At 72.4% G+C, this 25644-nt stretch carries 24 protein-coding genes, 1 tRNA gene and 1 pseudogene; 12 read left to right on the top strand and 14 right to left on the bottom strand.

Annotated features, from left to right (window positions below; genetic code table 11):
* Positions 1-49 precede the first annotated feature (49 nt).
* Entirely contained in the window at positions 50-1591 is a 1542-nt protein-coding gene (locus AB0Q99_RS08835) for a glycosyltransferase family 39 protein (RefSeq protein WP_363569604.1), read from the bottom strand.
* 232 nt (positions 1592-1823) lie between these two features.
* On the opposite strand from AB0Q99_RS08835, the gene AB0Q99_RS08840 reads away from it, so the two are divergent.
* A complete protein-coding gene (locus AB0Q99_RS08840; RefSeq protein ID WP_363569605.1) occupies positions 1824-3014 on the top strand; it encodes a sensor histidine kinase in 1191 nt (396 codons plus the stop codon).
* 94 nt (positions 3015-3108) lie between these two features.
* On the opposite strand, the pseudogene AB0Q99_RS08845 reads toward AB0Q99_RS08840, so the two are convergent.
* The 3 genes and pseudogenes from AB0Q99_RS08845 to mca form a co-directional block, all read right to left on the bottom strand.
* Positions 3109-3261, bottom strand: a pseudogene (locus AB0Q99_RS08845) (DUF255 domain-containing protein); the annotation flags it as partial.
* Positions 3262-3304: 43 nt separating this feature from the next.
* Positions 3305-3496: a hypothetical protein gene (locus AB0Q99_RS08850; RefSeq protein ID WP_363569606.1), complete on the bottom strand. Its 192-nt coding sequence runs from the start codon at positions 3494-3496 to the stop codon at positions 3305-3307.
* Between the two features lie 49 nt (positions 3497-3545).
* The gene (gene mca / locus AB0Q99_RS08855) at positions 3546-4451 is read right to left on the bottom strand and encodes a mycothiol conjugate amidase Mca (RefSeq protein ID WP_363569607.1); all 906 of its coding nucleotides are present in this window, start codon (positions 4449-4451) and stop codon (positions 3546-3548) included.
* Between the two features lie 242 nt (positions 4452-4693).
* Between mca and AB0Q99_RS08860 the strand changes: the two genes are divergently transcribed.
* Together AB0Q99_RS08860 and greA are read left to right on the top strand one after the other, a co-directional pair.
* Entirely contained in the window at positions 4694-5107 is a 414-nt protein-coding gene (locus AB0Q99_RS08860; protein WP_363569608.1) for a DUF4307 domain-containing protein, read from the top strand.
* Positions 5108-5402: 295 nt separating this feature from the next.
* Positions 5403-5903 carry a transcription elongation factor GreA gene (greA, locus tag AB0Q99_RS08865; RefSeq protein ID WP_363569609.1) on the top strand — a complete coding sequence of 167 codons (501 nt, stop codon included), beginning with the start codon at positions 5403-5405 and terminating at the stop codon, positions 5901-5903.
* A 93-nt stretch (positions 5904-5996) separates the two neighbouring features.
* Here greA and AB0Q99_RS08870 read toward each other — a convergent pair whose 3' ends face one another.
* From AB0Q99_RS08870 to ilvA, 3 genes are all read right to left on the bottom strand, one after another.
* Complete coding sequence (locus AB0Q99_RS08870; RefSeq protein ID WP_363569610.1) at positions 5997-6854, bottom strand: ABC transporter permease; 858 nt, start codon at positions 6852-6854, stop codon at positions 5997-5999.
* A 1-nt stretch (position 6855) separates the two neighbouring features.
* Positions 6856-7941, bottom strand: coding sequence for an ATP-binding cassette domain-containing protein (locus tag AB0Q99_RS08875; protein WP_363569611.1), 1086 nt, complete (start codon positions 7939-7941; stop codon positions 6856-6858).
* A 211-nt stretch (positions 7942-8152) separates the two neighbouring features.
* Positions 8153-9364, bottom strand: coding sequence for a threonine ammonia-lyase (gene ilvA, locus AB0Q99_RS08880; RefSeq protein ID WP_363569612.1), 1212 nt, complete (start codon positions 9362-9364; stop codon positions 8153-8155).
* Between the two features lie 123 nt (positions 9365-9487).
* On the opposite strand from ilvA, the gene AB0Q99_RS08885 reads away from it, so the two are divergent.
* Positions 9488-9970 carry a MarR family transcriptional regulator gene (locus AB0Q99_RS08885; RefSeq protein WP_363569613.1) on the top strand — a complete coding sequence of 161 codons (483 nt, stop codon included), beginning with the start codon at positions 9488-9490 and terminating at the stop codon, positions 9968-9970.
* Positions 9971-9982: 12 nt separating this feature from the next.
* Here the strand turns inward: AB0Q99_RS08885 and AB0Q99_RS08890 are convergent, their stop codons facing one another.
* Complete coding sequence (locus AB0Q99_RS08890) at positions 9983-11137, bottom strand: cystathionine gamma-synthase (RefSeq protein ID WP_363569614.1); 1155 nt, start codon at positions 11135-11137, stop codon at positions 9983-9985.
* A 233-nt stretch (positions 11138-11370) separates the two neighbouring features.
* Here AB0Q99_RS08890 and AB0Q99_RS08895 point away from each other — a divergent pair, with 233 nt between their 5' ends.
* From AB0Q99_RS08895 to AB0Q99_RS08910, 4 genes are all read left to right on the top strand, one after another.
* Positions 11371-12999 (top strand): M48 family metalloprotease, encoded by a 1629-nt coding sequence (locus AB0Q99_RS08895; protein WP_363569615.1) that lies wholly within the window; start codon positions 11371-11373, stop codon positions 12997-12999.
* Positions 13000-13071: 72 nt separating this feature from the next.
* A complete protein-coding gene (locus AB0Q99_RS08900) occupies positions 13072-14205 on the top strand; it encodes a hypothetical protein (RefSeq protein ID WP_363569616.1) in 1134 nt (377 codons plus the stop codon).
* A gap of 97 nt (positions 14206-14302) precedes the next feature.
* A complete protein-coding gene (gene msrA / locus AB0Q99_RS08905; RefSeq protein ID WP_363569617.1) occupies positions 14303-14968 on the top strand; it encodes a peptide-methionine (S)-S-oxide reductase MsrA in 666 nt (221 codons plus the stop codon).
* A 155-nt stretch (positions 14969-15123) separates the two neighbouring features.
* Positions 15124-15486, top strand: coding sequence for a cupin domain-containing protein (locus AB0Q99_RS08910; RefSeq protein WP_363569618.1), 363 nt, complete (start codon positions 15124-15126; stop codon positions 15484-15486).
* Between the two features lie 50 nt (positions 15487-15536).
* Here AB0Q99_RS08910 and AB0Q99_RS08915 read toward each other — a convergent pair whose 3' ends face one another.
* From AB0Q99_RS08915 to AB0Q99_RS08925, 3 genes are all read right to left on the bottom strand, one after another.
* Positions 15537-16832, bottom strand: coding sequence for an Ig-like domain-containing protein (locus tag AB0Q99_RS08915; RefSeq protein WP_363569619.1), 1296 nt, complete (start codon positions 16830-16832; stop codon positions 15537-15539).
* A 185-nt stretch (positions 16833-17017) separates the two neighbouring features.
* Complete coding sequence (locus AB0Q99_RS08920) at positions 17018-17356, bottom strand: hypothetical protein (RefSeq protein WP_363569620.1); 339 nt, start codon at positions 17354-17356, stop codon at positions 17018-17020.
* Between the two features lie 498 nt (positions 17357-17854).
* Complete coding sequence (locus tag AB0Q99_RS08925) at positions 17855-19255, bottom strand: cystathionine beta-synthase (protein WP_363569621.1); 1401 nt, start codon at positions 19253-19255, stop codon at positions 17855-17857.
* Between the two features lie 273 nt (positions 19256-19528).
* Between AB0Q99_RS08925 and AB0Q99_RS08930 the strand changes: the two genes are divergently transcribed.
* The 3 genes from AB0Q99_RS08930 to AB0Q99_RS08940 all read left to right on the top strand — a co-directional run bounded on the left by AB0Q99_RS08930 (position 19529) and on the right by AB0Q99_RS08940 (position 23295).
* Entirely contained in the window at positions 19529-20731 is a 1203-nt protein-coding gene (locus AB0Q99_RS08930; protein WP_363569622.1) for an SGNH/GDSL hydrolase family protein, read from the top strand.
* A 63-nt stretch (positions 20732-20794) separates the two neighbouring features.
* Positions 20795-22063 (top strand): acetyl-CoA C-acetyltransferase, encoded by a 1269-nt coding sequence (locus AB0Q99_RS08935; protein ID WP_363569623.1) that lies wholly within the window; start codon positions 20795-20797, stop codon positions 22061-22063.
* A 290-nt stretch (positions 22064-22353) separates the two neighbouring features.
* The gene (locus AB0Q99_RS08940; protein ID WP_363569624.1) at positions 22354-23295 is read left to right on the top strand and encodes a hypothetical protein; all 942 of its coding nucleotides are present in this window, start codon (positions 22354-22356) and stop codon (positions 23293-23295) included.
* Positions 23296-23491: 196 nt separating this feature from the next.
* Here the strand turns inward: AB0Q99_RS08940 and AB0Q99_RS08945 are convergent, their stop codons facing one another.
* From AB0Q99_RS08945 to AB0Q99_RS08955, 3 genes are all read right to left on the bottom strand, one after another.
* Positions 23492-23860, bottom strand: coding sequence for a hypothetical protein (locus tag AB0Q99_RS08945; RefSeq protein ID WP_363569625.1), 369 nt, complete (start codon positions 23858-23860; stop codon positions 23492-23494).
* An 86-nt stretch (positions 23861-23946) separates the two neighbouring features.
* Positions 23947-24819, bottom strand: a complete 873-nt coding sequence (locus tag AB0Q99_RS08950; protein WP_363569626.1) for a Bax inhibitor-1/YccA family protein — start codon at positions 24817-24819, stop codon at positions 23947-23949.
* A gap of 140 nt (positions 24820-24959) precedes the next feature.
* Positions 24960-25041, bottom strand: a tRNA-Leu gene (locus AB0Q99_RS08955).
* A gap of 301 nt (positions 25042-25342) precedes the next feature.
* Here AB0Q99_RS08955 and AB0Q99_RS08960 point away from each other — a divergent pair.
* Positions 25343-25644 (top strand): ATP-binding cassette domain-containing protein (locus tag AB0Q99_RS08960; RefSeq protein ID WP_363569627.1); only part of this gene is annotated, 302 nt, incomplete at its 3' end.

Consider the following 25644-nt stretch of genomic DNA (forward strand, 5'->3'; position numbering starts at 1 on the left):
GCCTTCGACCTGCTCTGCTGGGCTGCTACTCACGGGTGTCCACGGTCCGTCACTCGTACGCGCCGAGATGGCGGTACGCGGGCCAAAGGGTCTTCCACGGCGCGCGCGGCCCCCGGCAGACCGAGATCTGCCGGCCCTGCTCCGGATTGTCGATGTCCAGCCCGTTGTCGAGCTTCGCGGCGGCCGTGCACCGCTCGAAGTCGGCGGTGAGCCGGGCCTGGTCGACCCCCACGGTGACCACCACGTCCGCGGAGGCGGGCGGCGGTCCCCAGTTGTGGAGCTCGTTGTGCCCGCTGTAGACCTCGGGCAGGTGGTACTTCCCGCCGAAGCGGTCCAGCGCGCCGGCCTCGCCAAAGTTCCCCGCCAGCAGCACCGCGCGGGCCTTCTCGTCGGCTGGCAGCCCGTCGTACACCGCCGCCACCTGGGCCACCGTGGTCGGCCAGCCGACCGTCTCCAGGGCCATGCTGTTGACCGCGGCCCGGTGCAGCGACTTCTCCGGGATCACCGGCAGCGCCAGCAGCAGCTGGAGCAGCGAGGTCAGCACCAGCCCGACCGCCACCACCGGCAGCCGCCACCGGCCGCGGGCGATCCAGCGATCGGCCCGGATCGCCCCGATCGCGAACAGCGCGATCAGGAACCCGCCGGTGTAGTCGGGCCGGCCGCCCTCGATCATCAGCGCGGCGACCGTCGCCAGCAGGTAGCCGACCGCCACCGCCCGCACCGGGCGCCACTCCCGCTTGCGGAACAACCCGATCAGGCCCGCGATCCAGAACACCGCCAGGCCCGGACCGAGTAGGAGCAGCAGGTTGGAGACGAACAGCGAACGGTTCGCCGAACCGTCGCTGGCGCCCAGCGCGTGCGCCATCTGAATCTGCGGGAAGTCGTGGGTGACCTGGTAGATCAGGTTCGGCGCCCCGATCACCAGCGCCGACGCGATCCCCAGGTGGAGCCGCCGGTCGCAGAAGACCTGCCGAGGCCCGACCAGGGCCAGACCGAGCAGCAGCGAGACCGGCAGCAGCAGCACCATGTACTTGGCGTACAGCGCCACACCGCACACCACACCGGCCCGGATCCACCACCGGCCGTCCTGCCGCAGCAGCGCCCGGAGCACGAACAGCATCACCAGGCACCAGGCCACCGCATCCAGGCTGCTGGTCAGGATCCAGTGACCGACGCTCAGCACCATCACCGAGCTGCCGAGCCCAAGCGCCGTCATCAGCTGCGCCCGCCGCGAGGCTCCGAACTCGACCGCGATCAGCGAACCGAGCACCACCACCGCCGCCGCGCACAGCACGGCCGGGACGCGGATCGCCCAGAGGCTGTCCCCCAGGAGTAGCGTGGCCGCCCGGACCACCATCGGCAGCGCCGGCGGCTGGTCCACGTAACCCCAGGCCGGCCCGCGCTCACCGAGCATCCGGAAGTACAACTCGTCCGCGTCATAGCCGTATTCGTTGATGAAGAGCAGCAGTACGAGCGCCGTCCCCGCCGCCACCGCGGCCACCGGTCGCCAAGCCGGCACCGCCGCCGGCGGGGTGACCTCGGTCTCCCGTGGTTCGGCGAGCCGTGTCTCGTCTGTTCCAGTGGTAGCCATCACAACCCTCACGTACCGGTAGGTCTGCCGACACTTGGGCAGGCCGGACGCCGGGCGTCACGACCCGCTTCGGATCTTCGTGGAACTACCGATCGAGGCTCCACGTGTTTGACTCGTCCGCTAAACAGGTCTCTCGAACGCCCCTTGACGAGTTCATCTCCACCATGCGACTGATGCCGCATCAGACTTCCGGGGGACCTGGGCGCCGGACGCGGCTGCCTAGCCTGAGGGTGTGCATCGACTCAATGGCCGGCCGCGCACCCACCCGACGACGGTCGACGCCGCTTGGGCAGGGCTGCTGTTGGTAATCGGCCTGCTGCACGCGTCACAGTTCGTCGGCCCGCTACTGGCCTGGCGGGCGGCTTCGACCGTGCTGCTGGCCGCACTGCTCGTCGTCCGGCGCCGAGCCCCCGGCCCGGCCGCGGTCGGCGGTGTCCTGCTTGGGGCCAGCCAGGTCGTCCTCGACGTCGCTGCAGGCCCGGCCGGCGCCGGCTACCTCGTCCTGGCATACACGGCCGCCGCGTACGGCCCGGTCTGGGCCTCCCGACTCGCGCTGGCCGGCGGCGCGCTGGCCGGCCCGCTGGCAGTCTGGCGCTTCGATCCCGGCGGGCCGACGGACGGACGGCTGCGGGCTGCCGTGCTCTCCGGGGTCCTGGCCACCCCGTTCATCCTGTGCTGGGCCTGGGGCCGGCTGACCCGGGTCCGCCGCGCCTACCTGACCGAACTGGAGGACCGCGCCGCCCGGCTGGAGCGCGAACGGGACGCCCAGGCCAAAGTGGCGGTCGCCGCCGAACGCGCCCGGATCGCCCGCGAACTGCACGACATGGTCGCACACAACGTCTCGGTGATGATCGTCCAGGCCGACGGCGCCGCGTACGTCCTCGACAACTCCCCCCAGCAGGCCAAGGAGGCGCTCGGCACCATCGCCTCCACCGGCCGCCAGGCACTGGTCGAGATGCGCCGCCTGCTCGGCGTGCTGCGCACCTCCGACACCACCGAGGAGTACGCCCCCCAGCCCGGCATCGAGGAATTGCCGGACCTGCTGGAACGGGCCCGCGCGGCCGGGTTGACGGTGGACTACACCGTCTCGGGCCACCCCCGCGAAGTCTCCCTCGGCGTCGGGCTCACGGCCTATCGAATCGTCCAGGAGGCGCTGACCAACATCCGCAAGCACGGCGGCCCCGACGTCCACGCCCGGGTTGCCGTCGACTTCGGCGGCCGCGAACTCGCGGTCCTGGTCGAGGATGACGGCCGCGGCAGCACCGAGAAACAGCTCGCCACCGGCGGCCTCGGCCACGGCCTCATCGGCATGCGCGAACGCGTCGGCATGGTCAGCGGCGACCTCGACATCGGCCCCCGCCCCGGCGGAGGATTCCGCGTCCGCGCCACACTTCCCCTCAAGGCCGCAGGCGCCCCGGTCTGAGCCCGGGCAGGTGCGTGCCGGCCTCAGTGACTCGGTGAACACTGGCTTCGCGGAAGAGGACTACCTGGATCTACACATTCACCTCTGGCCACCCATGGCAGGCGGCGTAGCCGACGGAGAGCAGCACCGGCACTCCGCGTCGGCGGGCCTCCTCGAAGGCCTCCACCCCCCACGGCCACCAGTCGACCGGGTTCTCGGCATGCTGCAGCAGGTACGGCGAGGTCGCGTCCGCGAGACGGTTCGGCATGGCCCCCATCCTCGCGCATCGGCGGGTGGCGGGGGCCGGGGACTCACTCCTTCGGAGCCTCCGGCTCCTCCGCGAAGTCGACCTTCTTGAACTGGCGGTTCATCGACTTGGCCAGGAACCAGGTCGCGACGCCGAGGGCGGCGAAGACGACGAAGCCGAGGAGGCCGGGGGTGACCTTGGCGTCGTCGACGGCGAGGTCAGCGGCGAGGTGGAGGAGGTTCACGGAGGCACTCATATCTCTATGGTGGCCCGGCTCACGGGGAGCCGGGCCACCGGGGGGTGGTTCAGTCGCGCGTGTCGGCGGCCTCGGCCGCCAGGGTGGGGGTGCGCAGGCCGGCGAACAGGTCGCCTTCCGGCAGGTCCACATCCACCAGGGTACGGGCGAGCTCGTAGTCCTCGGTGGGCCAGACCTCGCGCTGGACGTCCAGCGGCACGCGGAACCACGGGCCGTCCGGGTCGATCTGGGTGGCGTGGGCGATCAGGGCGCGGTCGCGGGTCTCGAACCAGTCGTCGCAGCGGACCCGGGTGGTGATCTCGCGCTCCTTGCGGCCGCTCTTCTCCCAGCCCGCGATCCACTCGCCGTAGGGCGACTCGTGGCCGTGGTCGGTGAGGTACTGGTGCAGGGCGCGGATGCGGCCCATCGGGAAGCCGTGGTTGTAGTAGAGCTTGAGCGGCTGCCAGGGCTCGCCGGCCTCGGGGTAGGCGTCCGGGTCGCCCGCGGCGTCGAAGGCCAGCATGGTGATCTTGTGGGTCATGATGTGGTCCGGGTGCGGGTACCCGCCGTTCTCGTCGTAGGTCGTGATGACCTGCGGCTTGAACTCGCGGATCAGCCGGACCAGCGGCTCGGCCGCCTCCTTGACGTCCTGCAGGGCGAAGCAGCCCTCCGGCAGCGGGGGCAGCGGGTCACCCTCCGGCAGTCCGGAGTCCACGAAGCCCAGCCAGGCCTGGCCGACGCCGAGGATCGCCCGCGCCTCGTCCATCTCCTTGCGCCGCACCTCGTGGATGTTCTCCTCGATGTACGGGTCCCCCTGGAGCTTGGGGTTGAGTACCGACCCGCGCTCGCCCCCCGTGCAGGTGGCCACCAGCACGTCCACACCCTGCTCGACGTACATGGCCATGGTGGCCGCGCCCTTGCTGGACTCGTCGTCCGGGTGGGCGTGCACCGCCATCAGTCGCAACTGCTCAGTCAACGCCTTGCGTTCCTTCCACATCGTCGGGCGTTCCGCGAAGTCCGGGTCTGCCCACCGTACGAACCGCTCACTCCGGGACCGCGTCGCCGCGGGGCCGGCCTGCGGAAGTCGCCGACCCGGCCGAGCCCTGCCCCCGCCGGACCGGCTGCGGGCGTGCCCCTCCTATAGTGACGGACTGGAGGTCCGTCGCATTCCCCCGCATCACCCCGCGCGGCCCCGCCCTCAGGAGAGGACAGAGTCCGATGACCGCAGAGACCACCGCCACCCGGCCGCCCGAGGGGCGCTACGGACGCGGCGGCGACCGCGACTCGGACCGTCGCCTGAAGGTGGTCGGCGCGGTCTGCGGCGTCCTGGGCCTGGCACTGATCGCCTGGCTGGGCGGTTCCTACCTGCTGCGCGAGACGAAGATCAACGGCTCGGTGCCGACCTTCCAGGTGGTCTCCGACTCCGAGGTCCAGCTGCACCTCACCGTCAGCAAGAGCGACGGCCAGGCCGGCACCTGCACGGTCCGTTCGCAGGGCGACGACCACGCGGTGGTCGGGGTGGCCGACTTCCCGGTCCCGGCGGCGGGCTCCAGCTACGACGCGGTGGTCACCCTGCGCACCACGGCCCGCGGCACCACCGCCGAGCTGCTGGGGTGCACGCCCGCCAAGTAGGGCGCATATCCGATCGGGCGAGCGGGCATCCGTAAGAGGTCCCTCCAGAGGTCCCGCCAGAGGTCCCGCGAGAGCTCCCGCTCTCCGTCCTGTACACCGCGGCGTAACGCCACCGTCAATGGCGCGCCAACGCCACTCCCGCTCGTCGGCAGGACTTGTTACGCTCGTGGTTTCGCCCCTTCCGCACCGGATGGTACGGGAGCGGGCGTTGCTTTGTAGTTGAGACCGATATCACCACCGACCCTGCTGACGACTCACACCCTCAGCCCAGCCCCAGCACCTACGAGGAGCACCCGTGACCCAGACCAGCGAGAACGTGACCTGGCTCACTCAGGCCGGCTACGACCAGCTCAAGGCCGAGCTGGATCACCTGACCGGGCCCTGGCGCATCGAGATCGCCCAGAAGATCGAGGCGGCGCGCGAGGAGGGCGACCTCAAGGAGAACGCCGGCTACCACGCGGCGAAGGAGGAGCAGGGCAAGTACGAGCTCCGCATCCGCCAGCTGACCCAGCTGCTGGAGCGCGCCAAGGTCGGCGAGGCCCCGGCCGACTCGGGCGTGGTGGCCCCGGGCATGGTCGTCACGGTCGCGTTCGACGGTGACGAGGACGACCTGATGGAGTTCCTGCTCGCCTCCCGCGAGGTGGCCGGCTCCGACAACCTGGACGTCTACTCCCCGCAGTCGCCGCTGGGCCGCGCGATCGACGGCAAGCAGATCGGCGACGAGGCCACCTACGAGCTGCCGAACGGCAAGCCGGCCATGGTGAAGATCGTCAAGGTCGTGCCGTACGCCGGCTGATCCGGTTCCACGACGCCGAGGGCGGCCGCGGAGTCAGGGACTCCGCGGCCGCCCTTCCGCGTTCTGCACGACAGTTGATCGGACCGCGGCGGATCAGGCGGTGGCCGAACGGTACTTGCGCACCGAGAGCCACGAGAACACGGCCGTGATGAGCACCGACCACATCACCGACACCAGCGCCGCGTGCTGCATCGGCCAGGCGCTGTCCACCGGCCCGACCTGGTTGCCGAACAGCACCCGGCAGGCCTGCACGGTGGCGCTGAACGGGTTCCAGTACGCGACCCCCTGCAGCCAGTCCGGCATCGAGGAGACCGGCACGAAGGCGTTGGACACGAAGGTCAGCGGGAACAGCCAGATCAGCCCGGCCGAGGTGGCCGCCTCCGGGCTGCGCACCGACAGGCCGATCAGCGCGCCGATCCAGGAGAAGGCGTAGCCGAACAGGAGCAGCAGGCCGAAGGCGGCGAGGGCGTTGAGCACCCCGTCGTGGATCCGCCAGCCGACCAGCAGCGCGACCAGTCCCAGCACGATCACGATGAACCCGGTCTGCACGAGGTCCGCCAGGGTGCGGCCGACCAGCACCGCCGAGCGGGCCATCGGCAGCGAGCGGAAGCGGTCCACCAGGCCCTTGGTCATGTCCTCCGCGATGCCGGCCGAGGCGCCGGCGGTGGCGAAGGTGACGGTCTGGGCGAAGATGCCGGCCATCAGGAACTGGATGTAGGTGTGGGAGCTGGAGTCCGCCCCCGGGATCTTGATCGCCCCGCCCATGACGTACGAGAACAGCAGCACGAACATGACCGGCTGCATCAGGCCGAAGACGACGATCTCCGGGATGCGGGTCATCCGGCGCAGGTTGCGCTTGGCGACCACCCAGGAGTCGTGCAGGGTGGCGGACAGCCCCCGGCGCTGCCGGGGGACCGCCGCGCCGATGGCGTGCTCGGTGGCGGTGCTCATCTCAGCGCTCCTTTCCGGCCGCGACGGCCTGCTTGTCCGGCGCCCGGCCCTCGACGTGGTCCGCGCCGCCGGGCCTGTCCTTGCCCCGGCCGCCCCGACCGCCCCGGCCGCGCGCCTCGGGGCCGCCGCCGCCCTCCTCGGTCTCCTCCTCGGCGACGTGGCCGGTGAGGGTGAGGAAGACGTCGTCCAGGGTCGGGCGGCGCAGCCCGATGTCGTCGATCTCGATCCCGCGGGCGTCCAGTTCGCGGATCGCGTCGGCGAGCACCCGGGCGCCGCCGCTGATCGGCAGGGTGATCCGGCGGGTGTTGCGCTCCACCGTCGGCTCGCTCAGCGCGTAGCCGGACATCGCCGCGACCGCGTCGGCGACCAGGCCGGGCTCGTGCACCACGACCTCGATCCGCTCGCCGCCGATCTGGGCCTTGAGCTGGTCGGCGGTGCCGCGCGCGATCACCCGGCCGCGGTCGACCACCGCGATGTCGTGGGCGAGCCGGTCGGCCTCCTCCAGGTACTGGGTGGTGAGCAGCAGCGTGGTGCCCTGCTCGACCAGGGTCTCGATGACCTCCCAGAGCGCGATCCGGTTGCGCGGGTCGAGGCCGGTGGTCGGCTCGTCCAGGAACATCACCGGCGGGCGGACGACCAGCGCGGCGGCGAGGTCCAGACGCCGCCGCATGCCGCCGGAGTAGGTCTTGGCGGTGCGGTCCTTGGCCTCGGCGAGGTTGAACCACTCCAGCAGCTCCAGCGCGCGGGCCTTCGCGTCGCGGGTGCTCATCTGGTAGAGCTCGCCGACCATGGTGAGGTTCTCGAAGCCGGTCAGGTACTCGTCGACCGCCGCGTACTGTCCGGACAGGCCGATCAGACTGCGGACCCGGTTGGGGTGCTTGAGCACGTCGACGCCGGCGACCACCGCGCGGCCGGAGTCGGGGCGGAGCAGGGTGGTGAGGACCCGCACGGTGGTGGTCTTCCCGGCGCCGTTCGGGCCGAGCAGCCCGAGCACCGTGCCCTCGGGGACGTCGAGGCTGACGCCGTCCAGGGCTCGTACGTCGCCGAAGGTCTTCACCAGGTTCTCGGCTTGGATGGCTGGCGCCATGGCCTGCCTCATCTCCTCGGACGTGTGGAGCGATCTGTCCCACTCTGCCCCTTCTTCGGGCACGCGGGCGACTCGATTCTCGACCCGCAGGACTCGAACGCGATGTATCGCGAGTCTGGCAGTACGCGATATATCGCGTCAAGGGACACGGCTCCGCCGTCGTTCCGGGGGGATCTTCGGGGGAAGTTCCGGGCGGAGCTCCCCCGGCCGGCTACGTGGAGACGACGTACCCCGAGTCCCGCAGCTCGCCGATGACCGCCGCGCAGTGCTCCGGCCCCTTGGTCTCCAGGTGCAGGTCCACCTCGACCTCGGTCAGCCCCAGCCGCGGGTCGATCCGGACGTGCGCCACGTCCAGCACGTTGGCGTCCACCCTGGTCAGCGCGCCCAGCAGGTCCGCCAGCGAGCCCGGCTTGTCCGCCAGCCGCACCCGCAGCGACAGGTAGCGCCCGGCCGCCGCCAGCCCGTGCCGCAGCACCCGCTGCATCAGCTGCGGGTCGATGTTGCCGCCGGACAGCACCGCCACGACCGGGCCCTCGAAGGAGTCCGGCCGCTCCAGCAGCGCCGCGATCGGGGCCGCCCCGGCCGGCTCGACCACCAGCTTCAGCCGCTCCAGGCCCAGCAGCAGCGCCCGCGACAGCGCGTCCTCGGAGACCGTGCGGATGCCGTCCGCCAGCGTGTTGACCACCTCGAACGGAATGTCCCCCGGGCGGCCGACCATGATCCCGTCGGCCATGGTGGCGAAGTGCTCCAGCGACACCGGCCGCCCGGCCGCCAGCGAGGGCGGGTACGCGGCCGCGCCCGCCGCCTGCACCCCGACCACCCGGACGTCCGGCCGCAGCGGCTTGACCGCCGCCGCGATCCCGGCCAGCAGCCCGCCGCCGCCCACCGCGACCAGGATGGTGCGCACCTCGGGGCACTGCTCCAGGATCTCCAGCCCGACGGTCGCCTGGCCGGTGACCACGTCCCAGTGGTCGAAGGGGTGGATGAACACCGCGCCGGTCGCCTCCGCGTACCGCTGCGCGGCCTGCAGCGCCTCGTCCACGGTGGCCCCGTGCAGCCGCACGTCGGCGCCGTACTCGCGGGTGGCCGCGACCTTCGGCAGCGGCGCCGCGACCGGCATGAACACGGTCGAGCGCACCCCCAGCAACGCGGCCGCCAGCGCCACCCCCTGGGCGTGGTTCCCGGCGCTCGCCGCCACCACCCCGCCGGCCCGCTGCACCGGCGAGAGTCCCGCGATCCGCACGTACGCCCCGCGCAGCTTGAAGGAACCGGTGCGCTGGAGGTTCTCGCACTTCAGGTGGACCGGCGCCCCGATCAGCCCGGACAGGTGCCGGCTGCCCTCCATCGGGGTCACCCGGGCGATCCCGGCGAGCATCTTCTGGGCGCCGCGGACGTCGTCGAGGGTGATCGGCCAGGTGTGCATGCCGCCAAGGTTAGAGGTCCGGACGGCCGCAATCCGGCACGCCGGGCCTGTTCCCGGGTCCGCCGTGCCCGCGTACGCTGCTGCTTCTGAGCCTCACTCACCGCACGACGATCGTGAGCCGCGATGACGACGACCTCGCCCCAGGCCACCGACCGCACCGACCCCGTGCACACCCAACTCCAGTACCAGCTCGCGGTGTTCGCCCGCCGCATGGAACAGGTCCGGACCTCCGGCGGCGGGGTCGGAGCGCTGGACCGGGCCGCCTACCTGCTGCTCGACCGACTGGAACGGCACGGGCCCGCCAACGTCAAGGCACTGGCCGAATCGCTCGGCGTGGACTCCTCCACGGTGACCCGCCAGGTCGCCCCGCTGGTCGCGGCCGGGCTGGTCGGCCGGGTGCAGGACCCGGCCGACCGGCGCGCCGTCCGGCTCGCGCTGACCACCCACGGCGCCGGCCGCCTGGACGAAGTCCGGGACGGCCGGGCCGAGTTGACCCGCCGCCTGGTGGCCGACTGGCCGCCGGAGGAGCAGCGGGCGTTCTGCGCCCTGCTGGCCCGCTTCAACCACGCGATGGAGTCCTACACGGCGGACCAGCAGGGGCAGTGAGCCCCGACGGCCTTAACCCAGCGCCTGCGTGAGGTCGGCCAGCAGGTCGTCGATCGACTCGATGCCGACCGAGACGCGCACCAGGTCGGACGGCACCTCCAGCGCCGAACCGACCACCGAGGCGTGGGTCATCCGACCCGGGTGCTCGATCAGCGACTCGACGCCGCCCAGCGACTCGCCGAGGGTGAACAACTGCGCGCGGTTGCAGACCTCGACGGCCGCCTCCTCGCCGCCCGCGACCCGGAACGAGACCATGCCGCCGAAGGCCTTCATCTGCTTGGCGGCGATGTCGTGGCCGGGGTGCTCGGGCAGGCCCGGGTACAGCACCTGGCTGACCTTGGGGTGGCTCGCCAGCAGCTCGGCGACCTTCTCCGCGTTGGCGCTGTGCCGGTCCATCCGGACGCCCAGCGTCTTGATGCCGCGCAGCACCAGCCAGGCGTCGAACGGGCCGGAGACCGCGCCCATCGCGTTCTGGTGGTACGCGACCTCCTCGCCGAGGGCCGCGTCGGCCAGCACCAGCGCACCGCCGACCACGTCCGAGTGGCCGCCCATGTACTTGGTGGTGGAGTGCACGACCGCGTCCGCGCCGAGCGCGATCGGCTGCTGCAGGTACGGGCTCGCGAAGGTGTTGTCGACCACCAGCAGCGCGCCGGCGCCGTGCGCGATCTCGGCGAGCGCGGCCAGGTCGGTGATGCCCAGCAGCGGGTTGGACGGGGTCTCCACCCACACCGCGCGGGTGTTGGGGCGGATCGCCTCGCGGACGGTGGCCAGGTCCTGGGTGTTGGCCACGGAGAACTCGACGCCCCAGCGGGTCAGCACCTTGGCGAACAGCCGGAAGGTGCCGCCGTAGGCGTCGTTGGGGATCACGATGTGGTCGCCCGGCTTGAGAACGGTGCGCAGCAGGGTGTCCTCGGCCGCCAGGCCGGAGGCGAAGGCGAGGCCGCGGGCGCCGCCCTCCAGCGCCGCGAGGCACTCCTCCAGCGCGGTACGGGTCGGGTTGGCGCTACGGCTGTACTCGTAGCCGCCCCGCAGGCCGCCCACCCCGTCCTGCTTGTAGGTGGACACCTGGTAGATCGGCGTGACGACGGCCCCGGTCTGGGGGTCTGCTTCCTGACCCGCGTGGATGGCGAGGGTCTCGAAGCCCTGGGGAAGCTGGTGCTCGGTCATGGCTCCGAGCCTAGTGGCCGAATACCGTCAAGCCCGCACGAATCGGAATCCGGGACGAACCCGCAGGTGGGAGCGGGGGTACGGCGAGTATCAACCCTGGTGCACCGGTCACCGGAGGCCGCTACGATCTCCACCTGCCGTACACCCGTTCACCACACGACAACCGCGCGCCGCCCTGCCGTCGCGCCCCGGGGGAGGATCACCGCATGGGCGCGCCCCAGCGTTCCACTGGCATGAGCACATCCACACGAGCCGTCACCGCCGTGGCCCTGCTCGCCGGCTTCTACCTGCTCGCCCTCGGCATCCTCGTGGGCCTGCTCGCCCTCGACGTCGCCCTCTACCAGGCATCCGGCCAGTTGCGCCCGGGGCTGGCCAAGATCTGGGCGCTGTCGGCCGCGATCGGCTACCCGGTGGTCCGGGTGGTGTTCCTGACCCGCCGGCGCAAGGACGACGGCGAGCTGCCCGGTGTGCGCCTCACCCGTGAGCAGCAGCCCGCCCTCTGGGCCATGGTCGACCGGATCGCCGAGCGGACGGGCGTCCGCGGACCGGCCGAGATCCGGCTCGTGCCGGAGGTCAACGCCGGTGTGCTGGAGGAGACCAGGCTGCTCGGCCTGGTCCCCGGCAAGCGGCACCTGGTGATCGGCGCCCCGCTGCTGATCGGCCTCACCGAGGGCGAGCTGGAGTCCGTCCTGGCGCACGAGTTCGGCCACTACAGCAACCGGGACGTCCGGCTGGCCGCCCTCACCGTGGCCGGCCGCCGCGCCGTCCTCCACACCGTCGGCGGGCTCCACCACCGCGCCGACCGGCACCAGGCCGGCGAGGCCGCCAAGCTGGCCGCCAAGGCCGAGAAGCGGCTGGCCAAGGGCCGCAAGCCCTCCGATCAGGAGGCCACCGGCGGCGTCGACCGGGTCCTCGCCGGGCTCTTCACCCTCTACGCCAAGCTCTACTTCCGGGTCTCCGAGGCGGTCGGCCGCCGCCAGGAGTACGCCGCCGACCTGGTCGCCGCCCAGCTGGCGGGCCGGGACGCCACGGCCGCGGCACTCCGCAAGATGCCGGTGCTGGATTCCGCCCAGGACTTCTACCTCAGCCGCTACGCCACCATCGGCTGGGACGCGGGCCTGCTCCCGCCGCCCGGCCAGGTCTACGGCGGTCTGCTCGACCTGCTGAGCGACCCGAAGCGCCGGCAGGAGCTCGCCGACCACGCGCTCGACCTGCCCGAGCGCGAGCCCGACCCGTACGACTCGCACCCGCCGATCGGCCTCCGGGTCGCCGCGATCGAGGCGTTGCCCGACGACGGACGCGGCCCCGGGGCCGACACGCCCGCCCTCGCGCTGCTGCACGACGCCGAGCGGGTGCTGACCGAGCTGGAGGTCGTCTCGCTGATCCCCGAGGCGGCCGGGAAGCAGCGGGTCGAGTGGCCCGAACTGGTCCGCCGGGCGATGCTGGCGCACGCCCGCGAGGCGGCCGCCCCGGCCGGCCGGGCGCTGACGGCGCTGGGCCTGCCGGCCACCGTCCACGGCCTGCTCGACGCCGTCGACGCCGGCCGGGCCTGGGAGTTCACCGACCGGATGCCGAAGAGCGAGCAGGCCGCCGCCGCCACCGGCCGGGCCGCCCGCGAGTTCGCCCGCCCGGTGCTGCGCGAGGAGTTGGGACACGCGGCCGTCGTCGCGCTGGCCGAGGCCGGCCTGGCCGGCTGGGAGCTCTCCTGGTCCGGGCCGGCCGAACTCCACCTGCCGGACGGCTTCGAGGATGCCTTCGACGCCGCCCTCGACGCCGCCTGCGCGGACACCGCGGACACCGCGCCGCTGCGGGCGCTGCTCACCGGGGCCGGCCTCCCCTCGCCCGCCGCCCGGACCGTCTGAGCCACCCGCCCGTCCGACCCCGACCGCCGCACCCGCACCGCACCCGCACCCGCACCCCGGAAAGGAGCTCCCTTGATCGGCATCATCGTGTTCGCCGTCGTCGGCCTCGTCCTGCTGTTCCCGGTCGTCATGACCCGGCTGGCCAAGCGCAAGCTGGCCCAGCTGGAGCGGGCCAAGGCCACCATCGCCCGCCACGAGGACCGGCTCGCCGAGGAGGAGCGGGCGAAGAACACCATCGTCCCGGCCGACCACGGGCTGCTGCTCGGCAAGGACCTGGTCCTGGACGGCGCGCCCGAGCCAGAGGAGGCGGCCGCGCTCGAAGCCGCGAAGGCCGGCGACTGGCGGCCGGCCGCCGCCTACCTCGCCGTGGACGCCTCCGCCGACGTCCGCTGCCGGCGGCAGCGCGCGCTGGCCCTGCTGGCGGCCGAGGACGACACCTGGCTGCGCGCCTGGCGCACGGAGCGGCCGGAGGACCCGACCGCCGCACTGGTGCACACGGACGCCCTGGTCTTCCTGGCCTGGAACATCCGCTCCTCGGCCGGCGCCGACCAGGTCAGCGCCGAGCAGTTCCGGGGCTTCCACCGGGTCCTGCTGGAGGCCGAGGAGGCCGCCGCCGAGGCCGTCGCGCTCGCCCCCGAGGACGACCCCAACCCGTGGGTCGACCAGATCTCCATCGCCATGGGCCTCAACTGGTCCAACGACCGCTTCCGGCAGCTCTGGGCGGAGGTGACCGCGCGCGATCCGCACCACTGGGCGGCGCACAACCGGGCGCTGCAGTACTGGTGCGCGAAGTGGCACGGCAGCCACGAGCTGATGCACCGGTTCATCGACGAGGCGATCGCCGCCGCTCCGGCCGGCAGCCTGCTCGCGCCGATGAAGCTGGAGGCGTACTACGAGCAGTTCCGCCGGGACGGCGAGAAGCTCACCGCCTGGGAGCGTCCGGAGGTGGGCGCCGCCCTGGACGCCGCGCTCGCCGACCTCGCCGCCGCCGATCCGGAGCACCCGCGCATCCGCTACGCCCGCGGCTGGCTCGCCTTCGCCCTGACCCGGGCCGAACGGCCGACCGAGGCGCTGGAGCAGTACCAGGCCCTGGGCCGGTACATCCCGCAGCCGTTCACCAACTACAACGACCCCCGGCAGTTCTTCGTCGACCTGCGGATCGCGGCGGTCCAGGGCGCGGTCGCGGCGGCCCGGCAGAACGCCTGACCGCACCCGCGCACGCCCCGGCGGCCGCTCCCGGAATCCGGGGGCGGCCGCGTGCGTTGAATCCGGGGCAACCCTCCCTACCCCGCAGGAGCAGGCCGTGCTGTTCAACCGCCACAAGACCTCGCTCGTCCCCGCCGACCAGGCGCTGCCCGGCCGGGCGGCCCCGTCCTTCGAGCTGCGGAGCCCGCACACCGTGCTCGGCCACCCGCTGTCCGGCCCGTACCCGGAGGGGCTGGAGGTGGCCGACTTCGGGCTGGGCTGCTTCTGGGGCGCCGAGCGGACGTTCTGGCGGCTGCCCGGCGTCTGGACGACGCTGGTCGGCTACCAGGGCGGCCACACCCCGAACCCGACGTACGAGGAGGTGTGCAGCGGGCTGACCGGGCACACCGAGGCGGTCCGGGTGGTGTACGACCCGGCGGTGGTGTCGTACGAGCGTCTGCTGAAGACCTTCTGGGAGGCGCACGACCCGACGCAGGGCAACCGCCAGGGCAACGACGTGGGCACCCAGTACCGCTCCGCGGTCTACACGCACTCCCCCGCCCAGGCGGAGGCCGCGGCGGCCTCCCGGGACGCCTTCCAGCCGGCCCTGACCGCGCTCGGCTACGGTCCGATCACCACCGAGATCGCCCCGGCCGGCCCGTTCTTCCCGGCCGAGCCGTACCACCAGCAGTACCTGTCGGAGGCCAAGAACCCCAACGGATACTGCGGTCTGGGCGGCACCGGCGCCTCCTGCCCGATCGGCGTGGCCCGCACCCAGGACTGACCGCCGGGCCGGGCCGACCACGCCGGGGCTCCCCGGGGAGCGGCCACCCCATGTGACCGCTCCCCGATCCGGGCGCAGACTGGAAGGGCCAGCAGGGGCGGCGCGGCCAGCCGCCGGCGGCCGCGCCGTCCTCCCTCCGGGGAGAGGAGTGCGCCATGTCCGGTCTGGTCCGCAAGAGCTTCGAGGATCCCGAGGAAGTCCGCCCCTTCGAGGAGGGCACGGGCGAGCTGCGCCTGGTCAACCTGGACGCCGGCCCGGTGGGCCGGGCCGTGTTCGAGCCGGGGTGGCAGTGGTCCAAGCACGTGAAGCCGATCGCCAAGACCGACAGCTGCCAGGCGGCCCACATGGGGTACGTGGTCTCCGGCCGGATGAAGATCGTCATGGACGACGGTCAGCAGGAGGAGTTCGGCCCCGGCGACTACATGATCTGCCCGCCCGGGCACGACGCCTGGATCCTGGGCGACGAGCCGTGCGTGATCGTCGACTGGCAGGGGTTCGCGGACTACGCGAAGCGCTGACCAGGGGGTGCACCGGGCGGACCGGCGGGATCCGGTCCGCCCGAAGGTGCTCAGGCGGCGCTGCCGGCCTTCCAGTCGGCCCAGCTCAGGTTCCAGCCGTTCAGGCCGTTGTCCGGGGCGACCGTCTTGTCGCCGGAGTTCACGACCTCGACCACGTCGCCGACCATCGAGGACTTGTAGAACTTGTAGCCGTCCGTGCCGGCGTCCTGCGCGCCCTTGGCGTCCTGCAGGCCGACGCAGCCGTGGCTGGTGTTCTGGCTGCCGAAGATCGACGTCGGGGACCAGTAGTTGCCGTGGATGAAGGTGCCCGAGGTGGTCAGGCGCTGGGCGTGCGGCACGTCGGCGATGTCGTACTCGCTGCCCAGGTTGACGGTCTGCGAGTTCATCCGGGTCTGCGTGTACTGCTCGGAGATGACCATCTTGCCGCCCCAGGTGGTGTGCTCGGGCGCGCCGCCGGAGATCTTGTAGACGGCGCTGACCTGGCCGTCGGTGGTGACGGTGAGCTTCTTGGTGGCGAGGTCGGCGACGCTGGTCTGGGCGCGGCCGACGGTGAAGGCGATGTCCTTGGACTGGGTGCCGTAGACGCCCTTGGCGCCCTCGACGTCCTTGAGCCGGAGCTTGAGGGTGACCTTGGTGCCCTTGGCCCAGTACTCCTGCGGCCGGAAGTCGAGGCGGGTGCTGGAGAACCAGTGCCCGACGATCTCGACGCCCGGCTCGGCTATCACGGTGATCGCCTGCTGGACGGCCTTGCGGTCGGTGATCGGCTTGCTGAAGTTGATCGAGACGGGCATGCCGACGCCGACCGTCGAGCCGTCCTCGGGGGTGAAGTAGCCGACGAAGGTGTTGGCCGGGGTGGCCGTGGTGAACACGGCGTTGGAGTCCGCCTCCAGCTTGTCCTTGTCCACGGCGACGGCGGCCACGGTGTACTTGGTACCGCTGGCCGGGGCGGCGGCCGAGGTCCAGCTCGCGTTGTCGGCGGAGAGCTGACCGGCCAGCTCCTTGCCGGTGGAGTCGGTGACCTTGACGCTGCTCAGGGTGCCGTTGCTCACCGTGACCTTGACCGGGTCGCTGAAGCTGGCCGCGGTGGCCCCGTCGGCGGGGGTGACGGTGATCACGGCGGTCGAGGTCTTCGGAGCGCTGCTGCTCCCGCCGCCGGCGCCCGGGGCGCCGCTCGCGCCGCCACCGCCGGCGCCGTTACCGGCCGCGGCGTTGCCGCCGCTGCCGCCGCCGCTGTTGTCGTTGCAGGCCGCCAGCAGGAGAACGGGCGCCCCGATCAGTCCCGCGAGCACACCGCGTCGGCTCCAGCTTCCTCCGGCCGCCCGCCCCTGCCCGTCCCGTGCCGTCACGTCGCGTCTCCCTGCTGATCATCCCGGGCATTTACGGATACAGAAACGCAATCCGCCCGTTCACGGTTCCACCACCGAAGGGTAAGCGATCGTATGAGATGACCCAACTTGCCTTCGAACAGGGACAAAACGCCCGGCCTGCCGTGGCAGACCGGGCGTTCCCGAGCGGTGACGGCACGCCGTCGTTACTCGGCGGACTCGTCCACCGCGTACTCGTCCCACTCCTCGTTGTCCGGGTCGAACTCGGTCTGCGCCGACTCCCAGGTCGCCGAGGCGAGTTCCACCCCGGGGACGTCGCCGAGCAGCGCGACGGGGTCGATGAAGTGGGCGAGCGAACCCGACGGGTCCACCTCGATGGCCTCGACGGACTGGGCGCGCTCCTCGTCGTCGAGGTACTCGTCCTCGGTCACCGCCTGCAGGGCCGCCGCCTTCAGGGCGCCCTCGTCGGTGATCTCCGCGATGAGCTCGATCTTGACCCGGACGTAGCGCGGGGCGTCCTGGTCGGTCGTTTCAGTGCTGGTCATGCGTGCGAGCGTACGGGAACGGCGGGCCGTCGGCGCACGGCGCGGGAGCCGTGGGCGGACGAACCGCCCCGGGGCGGGCGGACGGACCGGGACAAACGGAAGGAGCCGGCCCCTCGGAGAAGGACCGGCCCCACCGTTTCCCCGCCTGGGCTCCCCCACCCGGGAGCCGCGGGGACGCGCCGTACGGCGCGGTTGCGGCCGCGGGAGCCGCCACACCCTGCGACCGGCCGGAGCCGGGCAGGGGCGGGACGACGGCGCCTCCCGCGAGGGAGGACACAGCGGTCGGGTCAGGACCGCCCGATGTGTCCGGAGTCGACCGCGGTCGCCGGGGAGCCGCTCCCGGACGGTTGCCGTCGCCTCGTTCGGCGTCGTGCCGTTGACCACCACGATGCCGGAGCCTTGTTAACCGCGTGCTGCGGGCAGGTGACGCCGGTGTACCACTTCGCCCGTGGACGAATCCTCCGGATCGGTCCACGGGCGGGCGGTGGTGACGCCGGGTCAGTGCGCGGCGCGGCCGGTCAGGAAGCCCAGCAGGTCCTGGCGGGTGACGATGCCCTGCGGCTTGCCCTCGACCAGCACGACGGCCGCGTCGGCCTTCTCCAGCACGGTCATCAGATTGGTGACGGTCTCGCCCGAACCGACCACCGGCAGCGGCTTGGACATCACCTTGTCCAGCGTGTCGGTCAGCTCGATCTCCTTGGCGAAGATGCCCTCCAGCAGCAGCTTCTCCACCACCGAGCCGATCACCTCGCCGGCCATGATGTCCGGGTGCCCGGCGCCCGGGGAGACCACCGGCATCTGCGAGACGCCGTACTCGCGCAGCACCCGGACCGCCTCGGCGACCGTCTCGTTGGGGTGCATGTGGACGAACTGCGGGATGCCGCCCTGCTCGATGGCCTCCTTGCGGCCCAGCACCTCGCCGATGTGCGCCTCGTCGGTGGACGAGGGCAGGAAGCCGTAGTCGGCCATCCAGTCGTCGTTGAAGATCTTCGACAGGTAGCCGCGGCCGCCGTCCGGCAGCAGCACGACCACGACGTCGTCCGGCCCGAGCCCGCGGGCCACCTCCAGCGCGGCCACCACGGCCATGCCGCAGGAGCCGCCGACCAGCAGGCCCTCCTCCTTGGCCAGGCGGCGGGTCATCTGGAACGAGTCCTTGTCGGAGACCGCGACGATGGCGTCCGCGACGTCGCGGTCGTAGGCGGTCGGCCAGAAGTCCTCACCGACGCCCTCGACCAGGTACGGCCGGCCGGTGCCGCCCGAGTAGACCGAGCCCTCGGGGTCGGCGCCGATCACCTTGACCTTGCCGCCGGAGACCTCCTTCAGGTAGTTGCCGGTGCCGGAGATGGTGCCGCCGGTGCCGACGCCCGCCACGAAGTGGGTGATCTTCCCGTCGGTCTGCTCCCACAGCTCCGGGCCGGTGGAGTGGTAGTGCGAGGCCGGGTTCTCCGGGTTCGAGTACTGGTCCGGCTTCCAGGCGTTCGGGGTCTCCCGGACCAGGCGGTCGGAGACGTTGTAGTAGGAGTCCGGGTGCTCCGGGGCGACGGCGGTCGGGCAGACGACCACCTCGGCGCCGTACGCGCGCAGGGTGTTGATCTTGTCGGTCGAGACCTTGTCGGGACAGACGAAGATGCACTTGTAGCCCTTCTGCTGGGCCACGATCGCCAGACCGACACCGGTGTTCCCGGAGGTCGGCTCGACGATGGTGCCGCCCGGCTTGAGGGCGCCCGAGGCCTCGGCGGCCTCGATCATGCGCATCGCGATGCGGTCCTTCACCGAGCCGCCGGGGTTGAAGTACTCGACCTTCGCCAGCACTGTCGCGCTGATGCCCTCGGTGACCTTGTTCAGCTTGACCAGCGGCGTGTTGCCGACCAGGTCGATGATCGAGTTGTGGTACCGCACGGGGGTCCTCCCGGTCTATGGGCATGCGAGTGCTTTCGGTACTGCAAAGCCTAGGGCGTGGCACGCACCCCAGCGCCCCCGCTCGTCCGCCTCCTCCGAGGAGCCGCCCGGGCACTCCCCCGGCCCCTCCCTCCCCACCCGCCCCTCCCGGAGCCCCGCGCGACGGCCGCGCCTCCCCCAATGGCCCACCTCCACCGGTACTCCCGCCCTCCGCGCGGGTAGGAGGGGTGTACGGCCCCGCCGGGGCGGCGCGAGGACGCGAAGGGGGTCCGGATGCCTGGCGCACACGACTCGCGGGCCCGGGTGGCCCGGCGGATCGCCACCGCGGCGGCGTACGGCGGCGGCGGGCTGGGGCTGCTCGGCGTGGGCCTGGTGGGCGTGCTGCTGACCGAGAGCAAACTCGCGATCCAGGCCATCGGCGTCCTGGAGACCCACCCGCCCAAGGCCGACGGCGTCTACGGCGAGGCCTTCGCCGACCGTGCCGCCGCCCCGCAGCCGCCGCTGGTGCTGGCCGTCCTCGGCGACTCCACCGGCGCCGGCCTCGGCGTGGCGCGGGGCCGGGAGACCCCCGGCGCCCTGCTCGCCGCCGGCCTGGCCTCGGTCGCCGAGCGCCCGGTCCGGCTGGTCAACGCGGCCCGCTCCGGCGGCCGCTCCGCCGACCTCTCCGGCCAGCTGGAGCAGGCGCTGCGGCACCGCCCCGACATCGCGGTGATCATGGTCGGCGCCAACGACGTGACCCGGCACAGCCCGGCCCAGCTGGCCGTCCGCCAGCTCGGTGAGGCCGTCGCCGCGCTGCGCGCCAACGGCTGCGAGGTGGTCGTCGGGACCTGCCCGGACCTCGGCACGATCAAGCCGGTGCGCCCGCCGCTGCGCTGGGTGGCCCGCCGGCTGAGCCGGCAGCTGGCCGCCGCGCAGACCATCGCGGTGCTGGAGGCGGGCGGCCGGACGGTCTCGCTGGGCTCGCTGCTGGGGCCGGAGTTCGCCGCCCGCCCGGAGATGTTCTCCGCCGACCGCTACCACCCCTCGGCCCAGGGCTACGCGACCGCGGCGATGGCCGTGCTGCCCTCGGTCTGCGCCGCGCTCGGGCTGTGGCCGGAGGAGGAACGCCCGACCGCGCCGGTGCCCGGCGAAGCGGTGCTGCCGGTCGCGGTGGCCGCCGCGGCGGCGGCCGACCGGGCGGGCACCGAGGTGGCGGCGGTGGAGACGGAGGGCGCGGGCCACCGCTGGGCGCTGCTGCGCCGACGGCTGCGGATCGTGCTGCCCGGCTCGGTCACGGCCGGGGCGTCCCAGCCGGACCAGGACTCGGAACACGGCCCGGACCAGGACTCGGAGCACGGCCCGGCGCACGGCCCGGACCAGGACTCGGAGCACGGCCCGGCGCACGGCCCGGACCAGGACTCGGAGCACGGCCCGGACGCCCCCGGGGGCCCGGGGAATACGTCGGCCAGCTCACACGCTGGGGCCGATGACGCTTGACCTACCAAGCGGTAACTTTCCTCCCGGACGTCAGGTCCGCCGTCACCCAGCGAGGAGCCCGTCATGCCCGAAGCCGTCATCGTCAGCGCCGCCCGTTCGCCGATCGGCCGGGCCTTCAAGGGTTCGCTGAAGGACGTCCGCCCGGACGACCTGACCGCCCACATCATCCAGGCCGCGCTGGCCAAGATCCCGCAGCTCGACCCGCGCGAGATCGAGGACCTGATGCTCGGCTGCGGCCTGCCCGGCGGCGAGCAGGGCCACAACCTGGCCCGCATCGTGGCCGTCCAGATGGGCATGGACCACCTTCCCGGCGCCACCATCACCCGCTACTGCTCCTCCTCGCTGCAGACCACGCGGATGGCACTGCACGCGATCAAGGCGGGCGAGGGCGACGTCTTCATCTCGGCCGGCGTGGAGACCGTCTCGCGCAGCATTCACGGCACCTCGGACGGCATGCCGGGCACCACGAACCCGCTCTTCGACGAGGCTCAGGCCCGCACTGCCAAGCGTGCGGAGGAGGGCACCTGGGGGGCGGCGCGCAGCGCCTCGACCGAGGGTGGTGGCGGGCGTCGGGAGGGCTGGCACGACCCGCGCGAGGACGGCCTGCTGCCGGACGCCTACATCGCGATGGGCCAGACCGCCGAGAACCTGGCCGCGCTCAAGGGCATCACCCGCGCCGAGCAGGACGAGTTCGGCGTCCGCTCGCAGAACCTCGCCGAGGCCGCCATCAAGGCCGGCTTCTGGGAGCGCGAGATCACCCCGGTGACGCTCCCGGACGGCACCGTGGTCAGCAAGGACGACGGCCCGCGCGCCGGCGTCAACCTGGAGGGCGTCTCCGGCCTGAAGCCGGTGTTCCGCCCGGACGGCACCGTGACCGCCGGTAACTGCTGCCCGCTGAACGACGGTGCGGCCGCGCTGGTCGTCATGTCCGACACCAAGGCCCGCGAGCTCGGCATCACCCCGCTCGCCCGGGTGGTCTCCACCGGCGTCAGTGCGCTCTCCCCCGAGATCATGGGCTACGGCCCGGTCGAGGCCTCCAAGCAGGCGCTCAAGCGGGCCGGCCTGACCATCGACGACATCGACCTGGTCGAGATCAACGAGGCCTTCGCCGCCCAGGTGATCCCGTCCTACCGCGACCTCGGCGTCGACCTGGACAAGCTGAACGTCAACGGCGGTGCCATCGCGGTCGGCCACCCCTTCGGCATGACCGGCGCCCGGATCACCACCACGCTGATCAACTCCCTGCAGTGGCACGACAAGCAGTTCGGCCTGGAGACCATGTGCGTCGGCGGCGGCCAGGGCATGGCGATGGTCATCGAGCGCCTCAGCTGACCCTCCCCGCATCCTCCGAAGGGTCTGGACCACCCATTTGGAGTGACGCAGCGTAATTGAGGGCCGGATCACACCGCGAGGTCGATCCGGCCCTCTTTCCGTTCGTTTCCGGACCGGAAATCGACACTGCGGAGCGGATCAACTGCACTGCGTAGAACGGTGTTACCTAACAATTTGGGGACAAGGAGGAAAGTCCGGGACGAATTAGACATTCGCCACTGCGGTAACACCCCCGGATGCGGCAGTGTGGAGACGTAACCCCGTTCCGCTCCTCGCAAGGAGTACGTTCCGTGAGCGCCGTCTACACCATCCTGCTGCTGATCCTGATCACCGTGTCGACCGCCGTGCTGCTCCGTCTCCGGGCCATCTCCCGCCGACTGGACGCCCAGGCAGCCGCCCGGGCCGTACCCGCACCGGTGGACGAGGCCGCGATACGCCGGGCCGTCGCCGAGGCGCTCGCCGCCGACCGCGAGCGGGAGATCATCGAGGCCCGGGCGTTCTGGGCCGAGCAGGAGGCCCGCGCGGCCGAGGACGCGCCGCTGTTCGACTCCCCGTTCACCGGAGTGTTCTCCGGCACCGACGAGTGGCCGCTCTTCTTCCCCCGCCCCACCGGCCCGCAGGACGCCGCCGACAACGCCGGGACGATGGACCCGGAGTTCGGCGAGGCGCTGCGCTCCGCGCTGGAGGACCTGATCAACGAGGGCGGCACCGGCCCGACCGAGACCGGCACCGACGGCGGCGCGCCGCTGCGCCCCGGCCACCCGGTGGGCGAGCCCGCGAAGGACGCCCGGGCCCGCCGCGAGGCCGACCTGATGGCCACCGGCCTGGAGTCCGGGCTGCTGGACACCGACCCGGTGGTCGAGGAGGCCCCGGCCGCCGCGCCCGACCCGCGCCGCCACCCCTCGCACCCCGACTTCGTGCCGAGCCAGGCACCGTCCCGCGAGTGGACCGACAGCCGGCTGGCCACCCTCGCCGAGGAGGCCGTCGCCCTGATCGACGTCCGCCCGGGCCCGCTGGGCACCCTGGACGTGTACGCCTTCGCCGACGGCACCACCCTCTGCGTGGCCCCGGGCGACCGGGAGGCCGCCTACCGGCTGATCGACGCGGTCCGGGCCGGCGAGCACGTCCGACTGCTCGGCGGCTCGCGCTTCTCCGGCTCGTACTCGCTGACCTTCTCCACCGACGAGGACGCCGTCTACGTGCTCGCCGACCGGGTGGTCGCCAGCATCTGACGCCGGATCATGACGCCGGATCACCGGCACGCACCGACGCTTCGCACCGAAGGCCGCCCGGGTCACGGGGTTACCGACCCGGGCGGCCTTCGGCACGTCCGGCTCCGGTCGGCTCCGGTCGGCCCCGGCCGGCCCCGGTCGGCCCCGGCAGGAAGCTCAGGTCGGCTCAGGTCGGCTCAGGTCGGCCCCGGCCGGCTCAGGCGCAGAGCGCCGCCGTCCCGCGCACCGCCGCGACCGCCCCGGCCAGCACCTCGCCCACCGCGGCCGGCCCGTCCGGCAGCGCCACCTCCGCCCCCTCGGGCAGCGCCGCGAGCGCGGCCACCAGATCGTGCCCGGCGACGGCCAGTTGGTCCCCCACCGCGAAGGCCCCGGCGTCCGGGAAGTCCCGCTCGGCCCCGCCCTCCACCGTCAGCGCCAGCGCGGCCAGCCGCCGGGCCAGCTCCAGCGCGGCCGCCGCCCGCGAGGGGTGGCCGGGCACGGCGCCCAGCAGCTTGCTCTGCGGCAGCGAGCGGAAACGATCCGCCAGGGACTCGACGGCTTCGGCCAGGGGTTCCACGTCATGCATGCCAGCGAGCCTAGGCGAAAAGCCGCCGGGCCCCGGAGCGGGTGGCTCCGGGGCCCGGCGGCAGTGGTTCACCACGGGAGACCGTGTCAGTCGTCGCCGCGCAGGATGGCGATCAGTCGCAGCATCTCCATGTAGATCCAGACCAGCGACAGCGTCAGCCCGAAGGCGGCCCGCCAGGACTCGCGCTGCGGGGCCCCCTGGGCGATGGCCGTCTCGATCTCCGCGAAGTCCAGCGACAGGAAGAAGGCGCCCAGGCCGATGCCGACCAGGCCGACCACGACGCCCAGCGGGCCGGAGCGCAGGCCCATGTCGGCGCCGGCCAGGGACGCGACCAGGTTGACCAGCATCAGCAGCACGAAGCCCATGGCGACCGCGATGCCGATCCGGGCGTAGCGCGCGGTGACCCGGATCCTGCCGCTCTTGTAGGCGAACAGCATCGCCGCGAAGACCGCCGCCGTCCCCAGCACCGCCTGGATCACGATGCCGTTCAGGATGGTGTTCAGCGCGTGCGACCAGGCGCCCATCGCGAAGCCCTGGAGGGCCGCGTACGTCAGGATCAGCGGCGGGCTGACGCTGCGCTTGAAGGAGGCGACCAGGCCGACGACCATCGCCACCACGCTGGCGGCGATCGCGAAGCCGTAGTTCTCGAACGGCAGCGCGAACCAGGCCACCGCGCCCGCGGTGACCAGTGTCAGCAGCGTCATGGCGGTGCGGGCGACCACGTCGTCCAGCGTCATCCGCCCGGTGGCCGTCGGACCGGCCGACGGGCCGTTGTACATCTGGTACAGCTGCTCGTCGGTCAGCGGGGCCTGACCCTGCGGCTGCTGGGCGTACTGCGTCCCCGCGTAGGGGTTGCCGCCGTACGGGCTCCCGGCCTGCGGGCCGGTGCCGAACCCCGCGTAGCCGGAGTCGCGGGTGAAGGACCCCTCCCGCGAGAAGACCGGGTTGCTGCTTCTCATTGCTCATTCCCTCCGTGGCGGCACTGCACCGCCCAGGCACAAGGGTAATGGCTTGGCAAAAATTCCGGGATACGCCGCGAGGAGGATCCGGTGAACGACGCCCGGCGGGGGAGCAGTCGGCGCCCCCGCCGGTCGACCGGTGCCCGGAGCCGGACTCGAACCGGCACGGCCTCGCGGCCAAGCAGTTTTAAGCTGCCCGTGTCTGCGTTCCACCATCCGGGCGTCCATGCGAAACCACCCTGAGCCTAGTCGCCCGGCTCACCCTTTCGCATGTTCCCGGCCCCGGAAGTTGTCATGTTTCCTTGCGATCTGACGAACTGTCCGGGATTCGGCCACGAAGGATGGTGCTTCCGGCCACCGACCGGCCGGCCCCTCCCTCAGGGTTCCCGTCATACCGCAGGAGGACGAATCCGTTCTCCCGTACGCCCAGCGATGGTCGGGCCAACCGTCCGGCGGAGCGACGCCAGACCATGATCACGCGGCGGAGCATGGAGGTACAAGCCCACGAGCACTAGGAGTCCCCGTGACCACGTCGACCGCAACCGCCGTCCGCACCGGCCGGGCGGCCGCCCGCGCCACCGGCCTGAACAAGGTCTACGGGGAGGGGGAGACCCGCGTCGTCGCCCTCGACGACGTCAGCATCGACTTCCCCGAGGGCGAGTTCACCGCCATCATGGGCCCCTCCGGCTCCGGCAAGTCCACCCTCATGCACTGCATGGCCGGCCTCGATACCGTCACCTCCGGCTCCTCCACCATCGGCGACACCGAACTCGTCGGCCTCAAGGACAAGCAGCTCACCCAACTGCGCCGCGACCACATCGGCTT

Source organism: Kitasatospora sp. NPDC086791 (assembly GCF_040685975.1).
In the GTDB taxonomy this organism is placed as follows: domain Bacteria; phylum Actinomycetota; class Actinomycetes; order Streptomycetales; family Streptomycetaceae; genus Kitasatospora.

What these genes read in the sequence shown, in the direction of transcription:
- AB0Q99_RS08835 (WP_363569604.1), bottom strand. Translation starts at nt 1,591, where the DNA reads ATGGCTACCACTGGAACAGACGAGACACGGCTCGCCGAACCACGGGAG.
- AB0Q99_RS08850 (WP_363569606.1), bottom strand. Translation starts at nt 3,496, where the DNA reads ATGAGTGCCTCCGTGAACCTCCTCCACCTCGCCGCTGACCTCGCCGTC.
- AB0Q99_RS08860 (WP_363569608.1), top strand. Translation starts at nt 4,694, where the DNA reads ATGACCGCAGAGACCACCGCCACCCGGCCGCCCGAGGGGCGCTACGGA.
- AB0Q99_RS08870 (WP_363569610.1), bottom strand. Translation starts at nt 6,854, where the DNA reads ATGAGCACCGCCACCGAGCACGCCATCGGCGCGGCGGTCCCCCGGCAG.
- AB0Q99_RS08875 (WP_363569611.1), bottom strand. Translation starts at nt 7,941, where the DNA reads ATGGCGCCAGCCATCCAAGCCGAGAACCTGGTGAAGACCTTCGGCGAC.
- ilvA (WP_363569612.1), bottom strand. Translation starts at nt 9,364, where the DNA reads ATGCACACCTGGCCGATCACCCTCGACGACGTCCGCGGCGCCCAGAAG.
- AB0Q99_RS08885 (WP_363569613.1), top strand. Translation starts at nt 9,488, where the DNA reads ATGACGACGACCTCGCCCCAGGCCACCGACCGCACCGACCCCGTGCAC.
- AB0Q99_RS08890 (WP_363569614.1), bottom strand. Translation starts at nt 11,137, where the DNA reads ATGACCGAGCACCAGCTTCCCCAGGGCTTCGAGACCCTCGCCATCCAC.
- AB0Q99_RS08895 (WP_363569615.1), top strand. Translation starts at nt 11,371, where the DNA reads ATGAGCACATCCACACGAGCCGTCACCGCCGTGGCCCTGCTCGCCGGC.
- AB0Q99_RS08910 (WP_363569618.1), top strand. Translation starts at nt 15,124, where the DNA reads ATGTCCGGTCTGGTCCGCAAGAGCTTCGAGGATCCCGAGGAAGTCCGC.
- AB0Q99_RS08920 (WP_363569620.1), bottom strand. Translation starts at nt 17,356, where the DNA reads ATGACCAGCACTGAAACGACCGACCAGGACGCCCCGCGCTACGTCCGG.
- AB0Q99_RS08930 (WP_363569622.1), top strand. Translation starts at nt 19,529, where the DNA reads ATGCCTGGCGCACACGACTCGCGGGCCCGGGTGGCCCGGCGGATCGCC.
- AB0Q99_RS08935 (WP_363569623.1), top strand. Translation starts at nt 20,795, where the DNA reads ATGCCCGAAGCCGTCATCGTCAGCGCCGCCCGTTCGCCGATCGGCCGG.
- AB0Q99_RS08945 (WP_363569625.1), bottom strand. Translation starts at nt 23,860, where the DNA reads ATGCATGACGTGGAACCCCTGGCCGAAGCCGTCGAGTCCCTGGCGGAT.
- AB0Q99_RS08950 (WP_363569626.1), bottom strand. Translation starts at nt 24,819, where the DNA reads ATGAGAAGCAGCAACCCGGTCTTCTCGCGGGAGGGGTCCTTCACCCGC.